This is a genomic window from Actinophytocola sp., from assembly GCF_036555685.1.
Lineage (GTDB): Bacteria > Actinomycetota > Actinomycetes > Mycobacteriales > Pseudonocardiaceae > Actinophytocola.
Genome location: NZ_DATBKY010000264.1, coordinates 62,985 through 82,132, shown reverse-complemented (window position 1 = coordinate 82,132; position 19,148 = coordinate 62,985). Strand labels below are relative to the sequence as shown.

The window sequence follows — 19,148 nt, the reverse complement described above, 5'->3', positions numbered from 1 at the left end:
CGGTACGCCCAGGTGAACGCGGTCCCCCGCGGGTCTCGTATAGGAGGACGTGAGATCCACCCACCGAGTGGCGACGCTCGTGGCCGCGGCCGCGCTCGTGCTCGCCGGCTGCGGCTCGGGCGGCGACGCCGAGCCGGCATCCGCACCGAGGAGCGACACGCCGGCCGCGTCGAGCAGGACGTACACGGTCGAGGAGCTCGCGGCCGCGGTCGGCTGCAAGCCGGAGCTCGCGGGCAAGGCGAAGGACTTGCGCCAGGCCTCGTGCACCTCGGGCGGCGACAACTTCGTGTTCCTGCAGTTCGACAAGCTAGCCGGCGAGGAGGACTGGCTGGAGTACGCGACGGCGTACGGCGGCACCTACCTGGCGGGCGACCGCTGGGTGCTGTCCGGGCGGTCCGAGGAGTACCTGCGCGAGCTGCAGAAGGAGCTGGGCGGGGAGATCCGGAAGTCCGGCTCCTAGCTCGCGCCCGGGGTCGCCTTCTTCTTCGCCGCGTCGGCCGCGCCGCCGGCGACCATGATCACGAAGGCGACCGGGATGAACACCCACCACGCGCCGGCGAAGATCGTCAGCAGGATCGCGCCCGGGATGCCGAAGACGAACGCGAGCCCGGCGACCGCCTCGAGCCCCTTGCTGGCCGGGGTCTCCACCAGCTCCTTCGACTTCCGCTTGCCGGCCGGGTCGGTGACGAGCTGGCCGGCCTTCTGGATGAGCGGCGCGGGCGGGGTCGCCGAGCTGAGGTCCGGGTGCGGCGCGGGGAGGTCGGTGAACAACGCCTCGAGCTCGCCACGGGTGCGCGCGGCCGCGGCCCGGCCGCTGCGCTCCTCGAACTCCGCCAGCTCGAGCCGGCCGGTGGACAGGTGCACGCCGAGGGTCTCGACCGCCTCGTCCCGCTCGGCGTTGCTGATCCGGACGTCGGCGTCACTCGCCTTCGCCATGAGCGAATTGTATGGCGGGAAGGGGCTGGTTCCGCCCGGTCCGCGTGTCGTTCGCAGCCGCCCACCCTTGCCGATGCCGGAGCGACCGGGTCACCGCTTCGCCGCCTGGACCGCCAGGTTCAGCGTGAGCACGTCGACCCCGGGATCGCCGAGCACGCCGAGGTCGCGGCCGACGGTGTTCTCCTCGACCAGCTCGCGGACCGCCGCCTCGGACAGCCCGTTGACCCGCGCCACCCGCGGCGCCTGCAGTTCGGCGTAGGCCACGCTGATGTCGGGGTCCAGGCCGGACCCGGACGCGGTGACCGCGTCGGGTGGCACCCGCGACTCGGGTACGCCCTCGCGCTTGGCGATGATCTCCTTGCGTTCCTTGATCGTCGCGATGAGGTCGGAGTTGAACGCACCCTTGTTGGACGCGCCCGAGATCGACGGGTCGGCCGGGCCGAGCACGTCGGGCGAGCCGTCGCCGTCGGCGTCCGCGGACGGGCGGGTGTGGAACCACGGGTCGTGGTTCGGGTCCCCGTTGGGGTGGCCGGCGACCGGGTCGATGCCGATCAGGTCCGAGCCGACCGCCTTGCCGTCGACGGTGACGATCGAGCCCTCGGCGTTGGCCTCGAGTCCCGGTATGCGGCTCACGACCCACACCCCGAGCGGGTAGAGGACCCCGAGCAGGATCGTGAGCGCGATCAGCACCCGCAGTCCGGCAAGGGTCTGCTTCACGAGCGAGTTCATGGCGTCACATTCCCGGGACGAGTCGGACCAGCAGGTCGACGAGCCAGATGCCGACGAACGGCGTGACGATGCCGCCGGCGCCGTAGATCAGCAGGTTGCGCCGCAGCAGCGACGACGCGCTCGACGGCCGGTACCGCACGCCGCGCAGCGCGAGCGGGATCAGCGCGATGATGATCAGCGCGTTGAAGATCACCGCGGACAGGATCGCCGAGCTCGGCGAGTGCAGGCGCATGATGTTCAGCCTGTCCAGCTGCGGATAGATCCCCGCGAACATGGCCGGCAGGATCGCGAAGTACTTCGCCAGGTCGTTGGCCACGCTGAACGTCGTGAGCGCGCCGCGGGTGATCAGCAGCTGCTTGCCGATCTCGACGATCTCGATGAGCTTAGTCGGGTCGGAGTCGAGGTCGACCATGTTGCCGGCCTCCTTGGCCGCCATGGTCCCGCTGTTCATCGCGACGCCGACGTCGGACAGGGCCAGCGCCGGTGCGTCGTTGGTGCCGTCGCCGGTCATCGCGACGAGCCGGCCGCCCTCCTGTTCGGCGCGGATGAGGGCCATCTTGTCCTCGGGCCTGGCCTCCGCGAGGTAGTCGTCCACACCGGACTCCGTCGCGATCGCCCGGGCGGTCAGCGGGTTGTCGCCGGTGATCATGACCGTGCGGATGCCCATCCCGCGCAGCTGTGCGAACCGTTCCCGCATGGCTGGTTTGACCACATCGGACAGCCGGATCACGCCGAGTACCGTGTCGTTCTCGGCCACGACGAGCGGGGTGCCGCCCGCCGCGCTGATCTCGTCGACGATCCGTTCGGTCTCCGCGGTCGCGGGAAAGACGCTCGCGGCACCCTTGCGAATCCTCCGGCCACCGATGTCGATCCCGCTCATCCGGGTCTGTGCGGTGAAGGGGACGTACTCGGCCGGCTCGGTCAGCGCCACCGGCCCGCCGGCCAGCTCGAGCACGCTGCGACCCTCGGGGGTGCCGTCGGCGAGGCTCGCCAGCCGCGCCACCTCCCTGAGCTCGTGCATCGGCGTGCCGCCCACCGGGATCAGCTCGGTCGCCCGGCGGTTGCCGAAGGTGATCGTGCCGGTCTTGTCCAGCAGCAGCGTCGACACGTCACCCGCGGCCTCGACCGCGCGGCCGGACGTGGCGAGCACGTTGCGCTGCACGAGCCGGTCCATGCCGGCGATCCCGATGGCCGACAGCAGCGCGCCGATGGTCGTCGGGATGAGGCAGACCAGCAGCGCGGTCAGCACGATCACCGACTGCGGGCTGCCCGAGTAGCCGGCGACCGGCTGCAGGGACACGACCGCGAGCAGGAAGATGATCGTCAGCGTGGACAGCAGGATCGTCAGCGCGATCTCGTTCGGCGTCTTCTGCCGTTGCGCGCCCTCCACGAGGGCGATCATGCGGTCCACGAAGGACTCGCCGGGCTTCGTCGAGATGCGCACGACGATCCGGTCGGACAGCACGGTGGTGCCGCCGGTGACCGCCGAGAAGTCCCCGCCCGACTCGCGGATCACCGGCGCCGACTCGCCGGTGATCGCCGACTCGTCGACCGTCGCGATGCCCTCGACGACGTCGCCGTCGCCGGGGATGATCTCGCCGGCCTCGACGACCACGCGGTCGCCGACCCGCAGCTCGACGCCGGGCACGGCCTCCTCCGTGCCGTCCTCGGCGAGCCGCCGGGCGGTCGTCTCCTTCTTGGTGCGCCGCAGGGTCTCCGCCTGCGCCTTGCCCCGGCCCTCGGCGACCGCCTCGGCGAGGTTGGCGAACAGGACGGTGAACCACAGCCACAGCGCCACGCCGATGGTGAAGACCCCGGGGTCGCCGATCGCGAACGCCGTCGACAGCAGCGACCCTGCCCACACCACGAACATGACGGGGTTGCGCATCTGGTGGCGCGGGTCGAGCTTGCGCAAGGCGTCCGGCAGCGACTCGACGAGCTGTCGCGGGCGGAAGACGCCGGCGCCGATGCGGCCGGTCTTCTCCGCGTGGTGCTGGCGCGCGTCCAGCGGGGAGCGCCGCGGACTTTCGGTGGTGGTGCTCACGCGAGTGCCTCCGCGATCGGACCGAGAGCGAGAGCCGGGATGAAGGTGAGCGCCGCGACGAGGACGATCGTTCCCGTCAGCAGCGAGGCGAACAGCGGTCCCTGGGTCGGCAGCGTGCCGGAGGTCGCCGGGACCTTCTTCTGCGCGGCCAGCGAACCGGCGAGGCAGAGGACCGCGGTGATCGGGACGAGCCTGCCCAGCAGCATGGCGATGCCCAGCGAGGACTCGAACCACGGGCTCGTGGCCGTGAGGCCGCCGAACGCGCTGCCGTTGTTGTTGGCCGCCGACGTGTAGGCGTAGAGGATCTCGGACCAGCCGTGGATGCCGGAGTTGCCCAGGTAGCCCGGCGTACCGGGAAGCATGATCGCGACCCCGGCGCCGACCAGGACGAGCGTCGGCATCGCGAGGATCGCGATGGCCGAGGTCGTCACCTCACGCCGGCCGAGTCTCTTGCCGAGGTACTCCGGCGTGCGGCCGACCATGAGCCCGGCGAGGAACACCGCGATGATCGCCATGACGAGAATCGAGTACAGGCCGGTGCCCACGCCGCCCGGGGTCATCTCGCTGAAGAGCATGTTCAGCAACGTGCCGCCGCCGCCGAGGCCGGTGAGGCTGTCGTGGGCGGCGTTGACCGCGCCGGTCGACGTGCCGGTCGTGGTGTCGGCGAACAGGGCCGAGCCGGCGATCCCGAAGCGGACCTCCTTGCCCTCGGTCGCGGCGCCCGCGAGCAGTGCGGCCGGGCCGTTCGGGTGTGCCTCGGCCCACCAGATCACCGCGAGCATCGCGCCCCAGAGCACGCCCATGACCGACAGCAGCGTGTAGCCCTGCCGGCGGTTGCCCACGAGCGTGCCGAACGTCCGGGTGAGACAGACCGGGACGAGGAGGATGAGGAAGATCTCGATGAGGTTCGTCGAGCCGTTCGGGTTCTCGAACGGGTGGGCGGAGTTCGCGTTGAAGATGCCGCCGCCGTTGGTGCCGAGCTCCTTGATGGCCTCCTGGCCGGCGGCGGGCGCGAGCGCGATCCGGCTCGTCGAACCGTCCGGGTTGGTCACGTCGACGCCGGATTTCAGGCTCTGCACGACGCCGAGCGCGATCAGCACGATCGCGAACACGAACGCGACCGGTAACAGGATGCGGACGGTGCCGCGGACGAGGTCGACCCAGAAGTTGCCGAGCCGGTCGGTGGCCGACCGGGTGAACCCCCGGACCAACGCGATCGCCACGGCGATGCCGGCCGCGCCGGAGACGAAGTTCTGCACGGTCAGGCCGAGCATCTGGACGGTGTGCCCCATGACGAGCTCGGGCACGTAGGACTGCCAGTTCGTGTTGGCCACGAAGCTGATCGCGGTGTTGAACGCGATGCCCGGAGCCACCGCGCCGCGGCCGAAGTCGAACGGCAGCAACGGCTGCAGGCGCTGGATCAGGTACAGCAGCACGATCGACACGAAGGAGAAGCCGAGCACGCCGACGGCGTAGACGGGCCAGCGCTGCTCGGACTCCGGGTCGACCCGGACGGTCCGGTAGATGACGCGCTCGATCGCCAGGTGCTTCTTGTCCGTGAAGACCCGTGCCATGTGGTCGCCGAACGGCTTGTACACCGCGGCGAGGACGGCGAGGAGGATGCCGACCTGCAGCAGGCCGGCCACGGTGGACGACATCAGAACTTCTCCGGGCGGACGAGCGCCACGAACAGGTAGACGATCAGCAGCAGCGCGAGCACGCCGCCGACGACGTTCGCCAGCACGCCGACACCACTCACAGCCGCTCCAATCCGCGCAGGGTCAGCACGAGCACACCGAAGCCGAGGATGAGCAGCACGGCGTAGGCCAGATCGGCCATCGGCCACGTTCCCTTCAAGGCGGGCCACCCCGACGGCGACCGACGACGCGAGTGTCGCCCCGCCACGAGGCCGCGAACCCGGGCCTGACGCGAACTTGACGCCCGCCGCGGCCGCGTTGACGAAATCCCTACGCCGCCGGTGAACCGCGTCCCCAGCTGATCGTCACCGGTTAGTCGTCACCGGTTAGTCGTCACCGAGGCCGGCGTTCTCCAGGTCCAGGGTGCGCTGGATGCGCCGCCGGGTGGTGTCGGTGATCGCACCCGCCTCGTACAGGCGGTTCAGCTCCGCGCCCTCGACGGCCAGCAGCTCGCGGCGCAGGTCCCGGTAGGCGCCGGCCCGGTTCTCGCCCGCCTGCTCGGCCTCGTCGGTCAGGAGGCGGTCGAGCCGGGCCTGCCAGCTGCGGCGGAGCTGCTCGCGGACGAGCTCGGGGATGGTCTCGCTCTCCGCGAGAGCGTCCAGGTGCGCGATCCCGGCCTCGGCGAGGCGGGCACGCGCGGTGGCGTGCTCGCGGTCGACGTGGGCCGGATCCATCGCGACGCCGGCCCGGCGGACCAGCGGCGCGAGCGTGAAACCCTGCACCACCAAGGTGATCACGATGACCGCGATGGCGAGCGCCAGCACGAGGTCGCGGTAGGGCAGCGGCGAGCCGTCGTCCATCGTGAACGGGATCGACAGGGTGGCGGCGAGCGGGACCACGCCGCGCGTGCCTGCCCACGTGACCACGACCGGCACCTGCCACGACAATCGCCGCCCGCCCCGGCGGCGCTGCGCGATCGCGGCGAGCGGGTACATCCAGAGGACGCGGACGACGAGCAGCGTCGCGGTGATCGCCAGCGCGGGCAGCAGCCAGCTCGCCGCGGCGCCCTCGTCGCGCATGCGGCCGACGAGCGCGGGCAGCTGCAGGCCGATGAGCCCGAACACGACGCTCTCCAGCAGGAACACGACGGTCCCGGACACGGCGGCGAGCTGGAGGCGGATCGGCGCGGTGGTGAGCCGGGTCGCCTGGGTGCCGAGGATGACGCTCGCGACCACGACCGCGGTGACGCCCGACCCGCCGACCGCCTCGGCCGCGACGTAGGCCGCATAGGGCGTGACGAGCGAGACGACCGCTTCCAGCACGGGGTCCTCGGTGCGCCGCCGGATGAGGTAGGCCCCCGCGGCCGCGAGCACGCCGGCCAGCACGCCGCCGCCCGCGAGAACGGCGAACTCGCCTAGCTCGCGGCCCCAGGAGACCGCTCCGGTGACCACGGCGAGCGAGAGCGCCACGCGGAACAGCAGGAGGCTGGTGGCGTCGTTGAAGAGGCTCTCGGCCTGCACCAGCGCCTGCAGCCGGGGCGGGAGCGACAGCCGCCGGCCGAGCGCGGTGACCGCGACCGGGTCGGTGCTGGCGAGCACGGCCCCGAGCACGAACGCCATGCCGAGCGGCAACGGCGTCAACGCGACCGCGACCATGCCGACCACGAGCGCGGACACGGCCACGAGCCCGACCGCGAGCACGGTGACCGGCCGCCACACCGCGCGCAGGTCGCGCCACGGCAGCTCCTCCCCCGCGGCGAACAGGAGCGGTGGCAGCACGACGAGGCTGACGAGCTCGGGCGTGACCTCGACGGCCGGCACTCCCGGCACCAGCCCGACCGCCACCCCGGCCACGACGAGCAGGGATGGCGCGGGCACCCGCAACCGCCGCGCGAACGTCGCGACGATCGTCGCCACGACGACAAGGAAGAGAACCGTCTCGACGGTACGCATCGCCGGTGTCCTCCCCACGCGTCAGCCCGAGTGCCGACCAGACTTCCCGGCGCGCCGTCCGGAACACCGTACCGCGCCCGGCGGGCTGAGTGCCGGCTGCACGTGCTCTTCGGCGGCCGTCCGACCGCGGACCAGGCGGCGGCCTACCGGATGATCAACGACCTCGGCCCCGTCACCTCACCGGCCTGTCCGACGACGAGCTGCGCGGCGTCCGGCGACGGCTCTGCGTGCGGATCGTGCCGACTGAGCTGTCACGCCGTCGGCACGAGGCGAGGCGCGTGCCGGACCGGGTTCGCGGCCTCGTACGCGGCGGCGAACGCGAGCACCCGGGCGTCCTGCCAGCGGCCGGCGAAGAACGAGACGCCGATCGGCAGCTCGCCCGCGTACCCGGCGGGCACCGCGACGTTCGGGTAGCCGGCCACCGCCGCCGGGCCGGACGACTCGAGCAGGAACCCGTCGTCGCCCTCGCCGTACGTCGTCTTCCAGGCGGGGCCGTTCGTGGGCGACATGATCGCGTCGAGGTCGTGCGCGGCCATGGTCTCGTCGATCGAACGTTTCGCGAGCGACGTGGCGGTGGCCCGCTGCATGAGGTACGCCGGGTCGTCCGGCGCCGGGGCGACCAGCGCCTGCTCGAACAGCTCCTGGCCGAAGCGGCTCAGCTCCACCGGGTCCTGCTTGTCGAACTCCACCAGCTCCGCGAGCGTCCGCGGCACGTCGCGCCGGTGCGCCAGGTACTTCGGCAGGTCCCGGGCGAACTCGGTGAGCAACGCCGGCAGCTCGGCCGCGGCGAACTGCTCCCGGTAGGGCACGTCGACGTCGATCACGGTCGCGCCCTTCGCGCGCAGCGTCGCCACCGACTCCTCGACGATCCGGTCCACGTCCGGGTCGATGCCGGCCTGCCGGTAGACGCCGATCCGCGCGCCGCGCAACGCATCCGGGCGCAGCAGCCGCGCGTAGTCGTCCGGCTGGCCGGCCGGGATCTGCGCAGTGGCCGGGTCGCCTCGGTCCCGGCCCTGCAGCACCGACAGCGTGATCGCCGCGTCGACCACGTGCCGCGCCATCGGGCCCGCGGTGTCCTGCTCGGCGGAGATCGGCGCGATCCCGGCGCGGCTCACCAGCCCCAGCGACGGCTTGTGCCCGACGACGCCGTTCGCGCCGGCCGGGCACACGATCGACCCGTCGGTCTCGGTGCCGACCGCGACCTGCGCCAGGGACGCGGCGACGCCGGCGCCCGAGCCGGACGACGAGCCGCACGGGTTGCGGTCGAGCACGTAGGGGTTGTTGGTCTGCAAGCCCACGCCGGACCAGCCGGACGTCGCGCTGGTGGAGCGGAAGTTCGCCCACTCCGACAGGTTCGCCTTGCCGATGATCACCGCACCCGCGTCGCGCAGCCGGCGCACCAGCGTCGCGTCCCGGTCCGGCGGCGTCCGCATCGCGCGCGAGCCGACGGTTGTCGCCAGGTGCTTCGTGTCGATGTTGTCCTTCAGCAGCACGGGAATCCCGTCGAGCGGGCCGCGCGTGTGGCCGCGCTCGCGGCGCCGGTCGCTGGCCTCCGCCTGCGCCACGGCCGTCGGGTCGGTGGTGAGCACCGCGTGGATCCTGCCGTCGAGCCGGCGGATCCGGTCGAGGTAGGCGTTGGTGAGCCGGACCGAGGTGAGCTTTCCGCGGTCCATGAGCGACTGCAGCCGAGGGATCGTCGCCGCGTCGAGGTCGGGTTCCGGCTCCGCGCCCGCCGCGCCGGCCGGCGGGCCGACCGCGAACGCGAGCAACATGAGCAGGGAGGCCACGCGCAAGATCCGCACACCGCAGCTAATCGCGTGCGCGCACGGGCCGTCAACCGCCTCGCTTCGGCGGCAGTGCCGACCGGGTCTCGCCGAGCACGCCGAACAGGTCGCCGCGTTCGGCGACCCGGTCCAGCACGTCGTCCGCCGTGAACGTCAGGTCCGCGGGCTTCGCGCACGCGCGTACCTCGTCCCAGCCGACCGGCGTGGAGACGGCCGGCAGCTCACGGCCGCGCAGCGAGTACGGCGCGATCGTCGTCTTGGCCGGGTTGTTCTGGCTCCAGTCGATGAACACCTTGCCCCGGCGGAGGTTCCTCGCCATCTTCGCGACGGCCAGCTCCGGCGTCTGTGCGGCGATCCGCTCGGCGAGCGCCTTCGCGTACTCCGACGGGCGCTCGCGGCTGCGGGTGGTGATGCCGGCGTAGAGCTGCATTCCCTTGCTGCCGCTGGTCTTCGCCACCGGGGTGAGGCCGTCCGCGGTGAGGATGTCGTACAGCCGCTCGGCGATCCGGCAGCACTCCACGATCGTCGTGTCCGGACCGGGGTCGAGATCGAACACGAGCCGGTCGGGCGGCCGCGGCCGGCCCGTCGCGTCTGCCGTCCACTGTGGAACATGCAGCTCGAGCGCGGCCAGGTTGGCCGCCCACACCAGGGTCGGCAGGTCGTCGATCACGACGTGGTCGATGTGGTCGCCGTGCCCACCGCGCGAGCCGCTGCTCGGCATCCGTACGGTGCGGACCCAGTCCGGTGCGTGCGACGGGATGTTCTTCTCGAAGAACTTCTCCCCGCCGACGCCGTCCGGGAACCGCACGAACGTCATCGCCCGCCCGGCCAGGTGCGGCAGCAGCACGGGCGCGACACGGCTGTAGTAGTTGATCACCTCGCCCTTGGTGAAGCCGTCCGGGTACAGCTCCTTGTCCAAGTTGGACAGCTGCAGCCGCCGCTCCCCCACCCGGACGGTGACCCGCTGTTCGGCGCGTTGTTCCGGCACGGCCTGCGCTCCTCCCGGTCGCCGGCCCAGCGTGGGCTCGGGCACGGTGATCTCGTCGGGTTCCCGGTCCGGGCGCAGGCCGCGCCAGGCCGCGTGCCGCAGCCGCCGGTCGCTGCGGGTGAACTGGCGGTAGACGACCTCACCGACCAGGACCGGCTCGAGCCACCGCGCGTGGCGCGCGTCGTCGCGGGCCAGCTCGGCGGCGAACGGGCTGGTCGCGCGCTCGAGGCGGGCGAACCGGTCGCGCAGGTCGAACAGCGCCCGCTCGGTGAACCCGGTCCCGACGTCGCCGAGGTAGACCAGGTCGCCGGTGTGCGGGTCGTGCGCGCCGAGCAGCAGCCCGCCGACCATGCCGTCGCGGCGGCCCTTGCCCGGCCGCCACCCGCAGACGACGACCTCCTGCGTCTGGATCAGCGGGTGCTTCTGCCACTCGAGCGTGCGGCGGCCCGGGTAGTACCGGGAGTCGAGCCGTTTGGCGATGACGCCCTCGTAGCCCGCCTCGGCGGCCTCGGCGAGCAGGTCCTCCGGTGTGCGGCCGCGGCTCGCCAGGCCGGCGTGGGTGAACGCGGGTACCACCTCGATCGGTCCGGCGGGGATCTCGAGCTCTTCCAGCCGGCGGCGGCGCTCGCGGTACGGCAGCCCGGTCAGGTCCTCCTCGCCGAGGCGCAGCAGGTCGAACACGAGGTAGCGCAGCGCCAGCCCGGCGACCGAGTACCGCTGCTGGTAGCGGCCGCGACGCTCCTGCATGAGCGCGAACTCGGGCTGGCCGAACTCGTTGAGCACGACGAGCTCGCCATCCAGCACCGCCGCCCGTCCGCCGAGCGCGTCGCCGAGCGCACCCTGGAGCACGGCGAACTCGTCGGTGAGGTCCTTGTCGTTGCGGCTGGTCAGCACCAGCTCGCCGGACGGCGCGACCCGCATGATCGCCCGGTAGCCGTCGTACTTGTACTCGTAGCCGAACCGTGGGTTGTCGGGCAGCCGCCCCTTTCCCGGCGAGGCGAGCATCGGCGCCACCGCCGCGGGCACCCCTGACGACCGCGCTGGCATGGCCGCCATTCAACCCCGGGCCGCCGGGTGCGCGCCCCTCAGGAGGGCACGTGCGCCCAGGCGCGCGCGTTCAGCTCCTTCACGGCGACGTGCACCGGCGCGTACGTGGCCGGGTCGATCCGCCGGTACGCGTGCCGCACGACCCCGTCGTACACGGACTCGGAGACGACCAGCAGCAGGTCGGCCTCCGGACGCTGCAGCAGGTAGCGGGACACGGCCGGGTTGCTCACCAGCCGGCAGGCGACGTTGAGGTCGGTGCCGGCCCAGCCGGTCGCGTCCCGGTGCACCTCCCCCGCGTGGATCGACACCCGCACCCGGATGCGCAGCCCGGGCTCGGCGGCGGCGTTGTACCCACGCAGCCGGGCGGCGAGGATGGGGACGACCGGGTCCAGCAGGTCTACTTTGGACACCGTGGGCGGGGCGAGGATGATCGCGCCGTCGCCGCGGTCCTCGACGGCCAGTGCGGACCACCGCACGCCGCCGGTACGGAAGGCGGCGCGCACGGCCGTGTTGAGCGCGGTGCGCACCTGGAGCTGGGCGAGGTTGGACAGCCTGCCGAAGCCGGCCACGTCCAGCACCATCATCGACCGGTACAGCGGGCCGCGGTCCGCCGGCGGGCGGAAGCGGGGCCCGTACCGGCGCACCCAGCCGAGCACCGAGCCCGGCCGGGACAGTTCCTGATCCTCGAGCACGACGATCACCTCCTGCCGTCAGCCGTGGAGTTGGCGGTACGCGGTCGATGCGCCCGGGTGCATGGGGACGCCGAAGAGGCCGATCAACGTGCGGCGGTCCAGGAACTGGGCGCCGAGTGCGTGCTCGGGCACCAGGCGCACCGCTCGGTCGACCAGCACGCGGGTGATCGCGGCGGCCACGTCGTCGGGCAGGTCCCGCCCGCACACCAGCAGGTTCGCGACCCCGATCGTCGGCGTGCCGGCCTGGTCGTAACCGCCCGCGGGGATGTTCACCTGCTGGTAGGCGTTGCTGTACTTCTCCCGCAGCGCGGGCAGTTCGGACGCGATCGGCAGCAGCCGGATCCGCGCGTGCAGCTCGGCGAGTGCGGGCGTCGGCACGCCACCCGACCACAGCAGTGCGTCGACCTGCCCGCGCCCCAGCGCGTCGGCCGCGTCCTCGAGGGACTGCTTCTGGGGGACGAACGGCACGCCGGCCGCCTCGAACAGCCGCTCGCCGAAGATCGCCGTGCCAGAGCCTTCCGCGCCGATCGAGACCGTCCGGCCGGCGAGCCCCTGCACGGTGCGCACCGGACTGTCCTTGCGCACGACGAGCTGCAGGTAGTCCTCGTACATGCGGCCGATCCCGCGCACGGGCACCTCTTCGGTGAACGGGTCGCGGCCGTCCAGCGCGGACAGCACCATGTCCATCTGGGACACGCCGATGTCCGCGCGGCCGTCGCGGATCAGCTCGATGTTGCTGACGCTGCCGCCGGTGTGCATCGCCTTGCAGGCCAGCCTGGGCTCGGCCGCGTTGATCTCGCGCGCGAGCAACTGCGCGAACTCCAGGTAGAACCCGCCGGGCTGGCCGCCCGCGATCGTGACCGTGCGGTCCGGACCGCGGTAGCCGTCGGAACCGCAGCCGGCCAGCGACGCGGCCAGTGCCGCGATGCCGGCCTTGCACACCGTGCGCCGGGTGACGGTCATGGGCCGGCCTCCTCGGCCAGCGGCACGGTCAGCTCCACGACCAGCCCCTTCGGCACGTTGGCCAGCACGTGCAGGGTGCCGCCGCGCGCGGTGACCAGCCGCTCGGCGATCGCGAGGCCCAGGCCCGACCCCGTGCTCGCGTGGTCACGCCGGGACCGCCAGAAGCGGGTCGTGGCCACAGCCCGGTCTCTCGCCGGCAGGCCGGGCCCGTCGTCGGCGATCGCGACCCGCCCGCGCCCGGCCGCGACCTCGCAGTCCAGCCGCACGTGCGCGCCTTCGCCCGCGTACTTGATCGCGTTGTCGATGGCGACGTCGAGCACCTGCTTCAGCTCGGTCTCCGGCAGGGCCAGCTGTACCGGGCAGTCCGACTCCGGCGCGGACAGCCGCACGCCCGCCTGGTCGGCCGCGGACAGCCACGTCTCCCGGCGCTCCACGAGCAGCTCGGTGGCGTCGCAACTGTCCTCGACGCCGGCGCCGGCCGCGAGCTCGGTCGCGGTGCGGTCCGCGGCGGCGAGGTTGAGCAGGCTGCCGAACAGCGACTCCAGCTCCTCGACCTCCGCGAGGATGCGCCGGTAGCCCGCCTCGCCGTCGGGCGTGACGTGCCGGTGCAGCGAGTCGACGGTCAGCCGCAGCCGGGCGATCGGGCTGCGCAGCTCGTGCGAGGCGTCCGCGACGAGGCGGCTCTGCTGCTCCGCGGCCGCGGTCACCGCGGCGGACATGCGGTTGAACGACCCGGCGAGCGCACGCAGCTCGCGGGGGCCGAGACGCTCGCCGATGTGCGCGTCGCGCTCCCCCGCCGCGACCGCGAGCACGCCGCGTTCCAGCTCGCGCAGCGGCCGCAGCACCCATCGCGCGAGCAGCAGGGCCAGCAGCACGCAGACGACGGCCGCGGCGAGCGCGGTGGCGAGGATCAGCGCCCACGCCTTGCCGATGTCGGCGGCGGCCGCCGCGACCGACGAGCGCAGCACCGCCGCGCCGCTCACCCGGGTGTCCGTGCCGATGGGCACGGCCAGCAGCACGTCGTCGGCCGACCAGGGGCGCAGGTCGTGCGGCAGCACGGCCGGCTGGTTGCGCAGCGCGGCGGTGACCGCCTCGGGCACGTCCGGGTCGTCCATCGACAGGCCCGCGGCGGCGAGCGGCTTGCCGGTCGTGTCGACCACGATCATGCCGTCGGCGTACAGGTCGTGGTACGCGCGGACCTCGGCGCGCAGATCGGCGTTGTCGTGCTCCAGCACGGCCTGCTGCGCGACGTCGGCGATCCGGTCGAGGTCGGCCGTTCTGGTGATCACGAACCGCTGTGTGCGCTCCGAGGCCGTGCTCACCAGCAGCGGCCAGGCGAAGGCCGTCACCGCGAGCACCGAGAACGCCAGCAGCACGAGCAGCAGCCGGCGGCGCACGTCAGCCCTCCAGCCGGTAGCCGAACCCGTGCAGGGTGGCGATCAGGCCGGGGCGGTCGAGCTTGCGGCGCAGGCTGGTCAGGTGGACGCCGAGCGACTGGCTGCGCGCGCGGGAGGCGTCGCCGTACACCTCGTCCATCAGCCGCTCCCGCTCCACGGCCGTGCCGCGGCGGCGGGCCAGCGTGGCGAGCACGTCGAACTCGGTGCCGGTGAGCGAGACCTCGGCGCCGCCGGCCACGACCCGCCGGGCGCCGAGGTCGATCTCCACGTCGCGGACGGTGACCACCTGGGGCGGCGGCTGGTCGCTGAGCTTGCTGCGGCGCATCACGGCATCGATCCGCGCGAGCAGCTCGTCGGCCCGGAACGGCTTGACGAGGTAGTCGTCGGCGCCGAGGTGCAGGGCGCGGACGAGCGTGCGGGTGTCGCCCACCGCCGTGAGCACGAGAACCGGCACATCGGTGACCTTGCGCAGGCCGCGCAGCACGTCGAGGCCGTTGCCGTCGGGCAGCATGAGGTCGAGCAGCACCACGTCCGCGTCGCGGTGGCGGACCGCGGCGTCGCCACCGTGCGAGACGCGGGTCGGCTCGTGCCCCAGCCTGGCGAGGACCTTCGCGACGGACTCGGCGAAGTTGTCGTCGTCCTCGACCAGCAGCACACGCAATGCGTTCCGCCGCCCGCCCTCGACCGCTACCGGACCCCGTGGCTGCGCGGTCATCGCGACCTCCTCGACGTGATTCACATCACCGTGCAGAACGCCGATCGTCCCCGCAAGGGAAGGCTGGCAGTCCTAATGGTTACTTAGGAAGTGTCCGAAAGGCGGGAGATTGGCCAACCAAACCGACGCCCCGGCGGTGGATGCCGAGTTGCTCGACTTCGCCGTCGACCTCGCGATCCGGGCGGGCGACGTGGCCCGCGAGCGCTTCTTCGCCGGTCCGGCGAACGTGGCGCGCAAGACCGACGGCACCGAGGTCACGGAGGCGGACGTGGCCGTCGAGGAGCTGATCCGCGCCGAGCTGGGTGCGCGTTTACCCGAAGACGAGGTCTACGGCGAGGAGGCGGGCACCACGGTCGGCACCTCGGGACGGCGGTGGGTCATCGACCCGATCGACGGGACGTACTGCTTCACCCGCCGCATCCCGGTGTTCGCCACGTGTCTCGCGTACGAGGACGAGCACGGGCCGGCGATCGGCGTGGTCAACCACCCGGTCGGCGCCGAGGTCCTCTACGCCGGCCGCGGCCTCGGCTGCTGGCGGCGCGCGGGCGACGACGTGAAGCGGACCCGGGTCAGCTCACGCGAGCGACTCCGCGGCGCGCGCACGGGCATGGGCAACCCGGGGACCTGGTCCGACGAGTTCATGGCGGCGCTGCACCGGACCGTCTTCCTCTCCCCCGCGGGCGACACGCCCGGCCTGCTCAAGGGCGAGATGGACGCGATGGTCATCGCGGGCGCGCCAATGGGCTACGAGGACGTAGCCCCGCTGCCGGTGTTGCTGACCGAGGCGGGCGGCCGCGTCACGGACCTGGCCGGCAACCCGGTGCTGGCCGGCGACGGTTCGGTGCTCGCCACGAATGGCCTGCTGCACGACGAGTTGCTCGCGCTCGTCGCGGGTATCCGGCACGGTCGCGACTGGCGCGCCCTCGCCGCGCTCGACGGCTGAGCGCGATCGGCAAGATCGACGACGGACCGGTCAGCCCGGCCCGTCGGCGGGGTCGGCGTCCGCGGCGGCGGCCTGGGTCAGCGCGGCGACCGCCTCCTCCAGGCCGCGCTGGACCTCGTCGCCCCCCGCCTCGCGGACGCTGTGCAGCGAGACCGTGATCCGGCTGCGGCCGGGCTCGAGGTCATCGACCTGCAGCTCCCCGTGGTAGTCGTCCGGTCCCTCGGCACCCCACTCGAGCCGGCGCTCCATGCCGCGCGTGTGCAGCCACGCCTCGCCCTCGACGTGTTCCCCGTGCACCTCCGCCGCCACGTGGACGACGTCGCCGCCCTCCGGCTCAGCCGCGGTCATCTGCGGGAAGTAGCGGGGCAGGTTGCGCGGCTCGGCGAGGAAGCGGAACAGGACGTCCGCGGGAACGTCGGCCTCGGCGGTGTGCGTGTACGTCGTCATGGGTTCGGCGTACCCCGGTCGCGGGTGGACAATCTGGCGCATGCGCGCCGCGTCGCGGGAACTGGTCGGACGGGTGGCCGAGCTGGCCGAGCTCGACCGCGCGGTGGCGGGCGCGCGCGAGGGGCGCGGCGGGGTCGTCCTCGTCGCCGGGCCGGCGGGGATCGGCAAGACCTTTCTCGTGGACGCGCTCACCGAGCGGGCGGGCGAGGCGGGCGTGCCGGTGCTGCGTGGCCGCGCCATGCCCGAGGAGGGCACGCCCGCGCTGTGGCCCTGGTGGCAGGCGTTGCGCCCGTACCCGGAGCTCGCCGCCCGCCTCGACGTGCATGCCGGGGAGCCGACCGCGCTCTCCCCCGACGTACCACGCGGTGAGCGGCTGCGCGGGTTCGAGCTGCTGCTCGGCTCGCTCGCCGACCGGGCGGGCGACGGGCTCGCCGTCGTGCTCGAGGACCTGCACTGGGCCGACGAGTCGTCACTGCGGATGCTCGGGCTCAGCACGGGCCGCGCGGGCCTGCTCGTGCTCGCCACCTACCGCGACGACGAGCGGAACGAGGCGCTGCGCGCGGCCGTCACGCAGCTGCGGCGCGACGGTGCGACGACGGCGATCACGTTGCGGCCGTGGGACCCCGCCGAGGTGGCGTCCGTTGTGGACGGTGCGGCTCACGCGTCGTGGGCGCCGCTGATCGCCCGTGCTTCGGGCGGCAACCCGTTGTACGTCAGCGAGATGCTCGCCGCCCTGACCGAGGCCGGCCTCGCGGCGGGCGCCGCGCCGGCGTCGGCGCGGTGGCCGCTCGGCGCGCCCGAGCAGCTGCGCGGGATCGTGGCCGAGCGGCTCGCCCGGCTGCCCGAGCCCGTACGCGAGGTCGTCGGGGCGTGCTCGGTGATCGGCGCGGACTGGTCCACAGCGGCCGTCGCGCTGCTGTGCGGGATCTCGCCGGAAGCAGTGCTCGAGCACGTCGACGCCGCGGCCGGCCTGCTCGTCCCCGGCCACGAGCTGGTCCGCGAGGCCGTCTACGCCACCGTTCCGGCTGCCCGCAGGCTCGCCTGGCACCGCAGGCTCGCGGAGGCCATCGAGGCAGGCGAGCTACCCGGCGAGGCGGTGACCCATCGGCTGCGGTCGATCACCGACGACGCGAGCCGGGACGCCGCCGTCGACGCGTGCCGCGCGGGCGCCGCGCTCGCCCTCGGCCGGCTCGCGTTCGACCGGGCCGTCGAGCTGTTCGACGCCGCGCTCACCGTCCTCGCCGGGCAGGACCGGCCGGACCGCGTCGTGCGGCGCTGCGAGCTGCTGCTCGACGCCGCGGACGCGGAGTTCGCCGCGGGGCTGATCGACGCCGCGACCCGCCGCTGCCAGGCGGCGAGCGAGCTGGCCGGCCGGGTGGACCGGCCCGACCTGATGGCCCGCGCGGCGGTCGTCGTGCGCGGTGTGCAGGGCCCGGTGTCCGTGCCGATCATGGCGCTGTGCGACCGCGCGCTGGCCGCGCTGCCGGCACAGCGGGACGACCTGCGGGCATGGCGCGCCCGCGTGCTCGCGCAGCGCGCGCTCGCGACCGTCGACACCGTCCGCCGCGAGGACGCCGACGAGCCCAGCCGCCAGGCCCTCGAGCTCGCCGAGCAGACCCGTGATCCGCTGGCGACGGCCGACGCGCTGCGCGCCCGCCAGCAGGTGCTGAGCCACCCCGCGGGCGTCTCGGACCGGCTCGAGCTGGCCCGGCGAATGCTCGCGCTCGGCCCTACCGGCCCGCCGGACGGCGAGCTGTGGGCCCGCCTGTGGCGCGTGGACGCGGCCTGGCAGCTCGGCTCCTTGTCCACTGTGGACGAAGAGCTGGCGCGGCTCGCGTTGCTCACCGACCGGCTCGGCTGGCCGATCGCGCAGTGGCACCTGCACAAGCTGCGCGCGGCACGCGCGTTGCTGCTCGGCCAGTTCGCCACCACCGAGGCGGAGATGGCGCAGATGCTGGCGGCCGCGCTGCGCACCGAGGACCCGTCCACACCGGGCCTCGTGCTCGCGATGCGCTTCGAGCTCGCCGAGCTCGAAGGCCGGCACGCCGAGCTGCTCGACGCGGCCCGGGGCTTCGCCGAGCAGACGTCGTCCCTGCTCATCGGCCAGGCCTTCGTCGGCGGGTTCCTGCTGCACGCCGGCGACGCCGACGCGGCCTGGCAGTGCTTCGGCCGGGTCCGCCCGGCCCTGCCCGCGCTCCCCCGCGACGGCCGGTGGCTGCCGATCGTCGCCAGCACCGGCGTGCTCGCGGCCGGCCTCGGCGACCTCGACACCGTCCGCCGCTGCCATGCCGAGCTGCTGACGTGTGCCGGCTACTACCTGGCGGCCGGCTCGGGCACGCTGCTGTGTGCCGGCTCCGCCTCCCGGCCGCTCGGCGTGCTGGCCAGAGCGCTCGGCCGCGCGGACGACGCCGAGCGGCACCTCACCGAGTCGATCGCGATGGACGACCGGATCGGCGCGCTGCCGTACCGGACGCTGGCCGAGGTGGAGCTCGCGGACCTGCTGGCGGAGCGCGCGCCCGCGCGGGCCGGGAAGCTGGCGCGGGACGCGGCCACCACCGCACGCCGGCTCGGCATGGCACCCGCGCTCGCGCGCGCGGACGAGGTGCTGCGTCGGGTCGAGCGGGCCCGGCAGGACGCCGTGCCGCTCACCGCGCGGGAACGCGACGTCCTCGTGCGGCTCGCCCGCGGCGCGTCCAACCGGGAGATCGCGGGCGAGCTGGTGCTCTCCGAGCGGACGGTCGAGACGCACGTGCGCAACGTGCTCGCCAAGATCGGCGTCGCCAACCGCGCGCAGGCCGCCGTGTGGGCGGTCGAGCAGGGCCTCGCCGCGCCCTGAGAAGCACTCAGTGGCGGACCTGAGTACCGCGGTTCGGT

At 73.4% G+C, this 19,148-nt stretch carries 16 protein-coding genes; 3 read left to right on the top strand and 13 right to left on the bottom strand.

Annotated features, from left to right (window positions below; translation table 11 throughout):
• The first annotated feature begins 49 nt into the window (after positions 1 to 49).
• Positions 50 to 460, top strand: a complete 411-nt coding sequence (locus VH969_RS26785; protein ID WP_331979077.1) for a hypothetical protein — start codon at positions 50 to 52, stop codon at positions 458 to 460.
• On the opposite strand, the gene VH969_RS26780 is transcribed toward VH969_RS26785, so the two are convergent.
• The 12 genes from VH969_RS26780 to VH969_RS26725 form a co-directional block, all read right to left on the bottom strand.
• Positions 457 to 936 (bottom strand): DUF1707 SHOCT-like domain-containing protein, encoded by a 480-nt coding sequence (locus VH969_RS26780; RefSeq protein WP_331979075.1) that lies wholly within the window; start codon positions 934 to 936, stop codon positions 457 to 459. The two genes, VH969_RS26785 and VH969_RS26780, sit on opposite strands and share 4 nt — an antisense overlap.
• 90 nt (positions 937 to 1,026) lie before the next feature.
• Positions 1,027 to 1,665 carry a potassium-transporting ATPase subunit C gene (locus tag VH969_RS26775; protein WP_331979073.1) on the bottom strand — a complete coding sequence of 213 codons (639 nt, stop codon included), beginning with the start codon at positions 1,663 to 1,665 and terminating at the stop codon, positions 1,027 to 1,029.
• A gap of 4 nt (positions 1,666 to 1,669) precedes the next feature.
• On the bottom strand, positions 1,670 to 3,709 hold the full coding sequence (gene kdpB / locus VH969_RS26770; RefSeq protein WP_331979071.1) for a potassium-transporting ATPase subunit KdpB: 2,040 nt from the start codon (positions 3,707 to 3,709) through the stop codon (positions 1,670 to 1,672).
• Positions 3,706 to 5,367 carry a potassium-transporting ATPase subunit KdpA gene (gene kdpA / locus VH969_RS26765; protein WP_331979069.1) on the bottom strand — a complete coding sequence of 554 codons (1,662 nt, stop codon included), beginning with the start codon at positions 5,365 to 5,367 and terminating at the stop codon, positions 3,706 to 3,708. Before kdpA ends, kdpB begins: the two co-directional genes overlap by 4 nt.
• Positions 5,367 to 5,468 carry a K(+)-transporting ATPase subunit F gene (kdpF, locus tag VH969_RS26760; protein ID WP_331979067.1) on the bottom strand — a complete coding sequence of 34 codons (102 nt, stop codon included), beginning with the start codon at positions 5,466 to 5,468 and terminating at the stop codon, positions 5,367 to 5,369. The genes kdpA and kdpF overlap by 1 nt, the downstream gene beginning before the upstream one ends.
• 264 nt (positions 5,469 to 5,732) lie before the next feature.
• A complete protein-coding gene (locus VH969_RS26755; RefSeq protein WP_331979065.1) occupies positions 5,733 to 7,298 on the bottom strand; it encodes a Na+/H+ antiporter in 1,566 nt (521 codons plus the stop codon).
• Positions 7,299 to 7,549: 251 nt separating this feature from the next.
• Positions 7,550 to 9,070 (bottom strand): amidase, encoded by a 1,521-nt coding sequence (locus VH969_RS26750; protein WP_331979199.1) that lies wholly within the window; start codon positions 9,068 to 9,070, stop codon positions 7,550 to 7,552.
• Positions 9,071 to 9,131: 61 nt separating this feature from the next.
• Positions 9,132 to 11,117: a DNA ligase D gene (gene ligD / locus VH969_RS26745; protein ID WP_331979062.1), complete on the bottom strand. Its 1,986-nt coding sequence runs from the start codon at positions 11,115 to 11,117 to the stop codon at positions 9,132 to 9,134.
• Positions 11,118 to 11,155: 38 nt separating this feature from the next.
• On the bottom strand, positions 11,156 to 11,809 hold the full coding sequence (locus tag VH969_RS26740; protein WP_331979060.1) for a nucleotidyl cyclase domain-containing protein: 654 nt from the start codon (positions 11,807 to 11,809) through the stop codon (positions 11,156 to 11,158).
• A gap of 18 nt (positions 11,810 to 11,827) precedes the next feature.
• Complete coding sequence (locus tag VH969_RS26735) at positions 11,828 to 12,772, bottom strand: TAXI family TRAP transporter solute-binding subunit (protein ID WP_331979058.1); 945 nt, start codon at positions 12,770 to 12,772, stop codon at positions 11,828 to 11,830.
• Positions 12,769 to 14,169, bottom strand: a complete 1,401-nt coding sequence (locus VH969_RS26730; RefSeq protein WP_331979056.1) for a sensor histidine kinase — start codon at positions 14,167 to 14,169, stop codon at positions 12,769 to 12,771. Before VH969_RS26730 ends, VH969_RS26735 begins: the two co-directional genes overlap by 4 nt.
• Before the next feature lies 1 nt (position 14,170).
• Positions 14,171 to 14,884 (bottom strand): response regulator transcription factor, encoded by a 714-nt coding sequence (locus VH969_RS26725; RefSeq protein ID WP_331979054.1) that lies wholly within the window; start codon positions 14,882 to 14,884, stop codon positions 14,171 to 14,173.
• Positions 14,885 to 14,993: 109 nt separating this feature from the next.
• Between VH969_RS26725 and VH969_RS26720 the strand changes: the two genes are divergently transcribed.
• Positions 14,994 to 15,827: an inositol monophosphatase family protein gene (locus tag VH969_RS26720; RefSeq protein WP_331979052.1), complete on the top strand. Its 834-nt coding sequence runs from the start codon at positions 14,994 to 14,996 to the stop codon at positions 15,825 to 15,827.
• Between the two features lie 30 nt (positions 15,828 to 15,857).
• On the opposite strand, the gene VH969_RS26715 is transcribed toward VH969_RS26720, so the two are convergent.
• Positions 15,858 to 16,274 carry an SRPBCC family protein gene (locus VH969_RS26715; RefSeq protein ID WP_331979050.1) on the bottom strand — a complete coding sequence of 139 codons (417 nt, stop codon included), beginning with the start codon at positions 16,272 to 16,274 and terminating at the stop codon, positions 15,858 to 15,860.
• 40 nt (positions 16,275 to 16,314) lie between these two features.
• On the opposite strand from VH969_RS26715, the gene VH969_RS26710 reads away from it, so the two are divergent.
• Complete coding sequence (locus VH969_RS26710) at positions 16,315 to 19,110, top strand: ATP-binding protein (RefSeq protein ID WP_331979048.1); 2,796 nt, start codon at positions 16,315 to 16,317, stop codon at positions 19,108 to 19,110.
• The last annotated feature ends 38 nt before the right edge of the window (positions 19,111 to 19,148 follow it).

What these genes read in the sequence shown, in the direction of transcription:
- ligD (WP_331979062.1), bottom strand. Translation starts at nt 11,117, where the DNA reads ATGCCAGCGCGGTCGTCAGGGGTGCCCGCGGCGGTGGCGCCGATGCTC.
- VH969_RS26775 (WP_331979073.1), bottom strand. Translation starts at nt 1,665, where the DNA reads ATGAACTCGCTCGTGAAGCAGACCCTTGCCGGACTGCGGGTGCTGATC.
- VH969_RS26725 (WP_331979054.1), bottom strand. Translation starts at nt 14,884, where the DNA reads ATGACCGCGCAGCCACGGGGTCCGGTAGCGGTCGAGGGCGGGCGGCGG.
- VH969_RS26715 (WP_331979050.1), bottom strand. Translation starts at nt 16,274, where the DNA reads ATGACGACGTACACGCACACCGCCGAGGCCGACGTTCCCGCGGACGTC.
- VH969_RS26710 (WP_331979048.1), top strand. Translation starts at nt 16,315, where the DNA reads ATGCGCGCCGCGTCGCGGGAACTGGTCGGACGGGTGGCCGAGCTGGCC.
- VH969_RS26755 (WP_331979065.1), bottom strand. Translation starts at nt 7,298, where the DNA reads ATGCGTACCGTCGAGACGGTTCTCTTCCTTGTCGTCGTGGCGACGATC.
- VH969_RS26780 (WP_331979075.1), bottom strand. Translation starts at nt 936, where the DNA reads ATGGCGAAGGCGAGTGACGCCGACGTCCGGATCAGCAACGCCGAGCGG.
- kdpA (WP_331979069.1), bottom strand. Translation starts at nt 5,367, where the DNA reads ATGTCGTCCACCGTGGCCGGCCTGCTGCAGGTCGGCATCCTCCTCGCC.
- VH969_RS26735 (WP_331979058.1), bottom strand. Translation starts at nt 12,772, where the DNA reads ATGACCGTCACCCGGCGCACGGTGTGCAAGGCCGGCATCGCGGCACTG.
- VH969_RS26750 (WP_331979199.1), bottom strand. Translation starts at nt 9,070, where the DNA reads ATGTTGCTCGCGTTCGCGGTCGGCCCGCCGGCCGGCGCGGCGGGCGCG.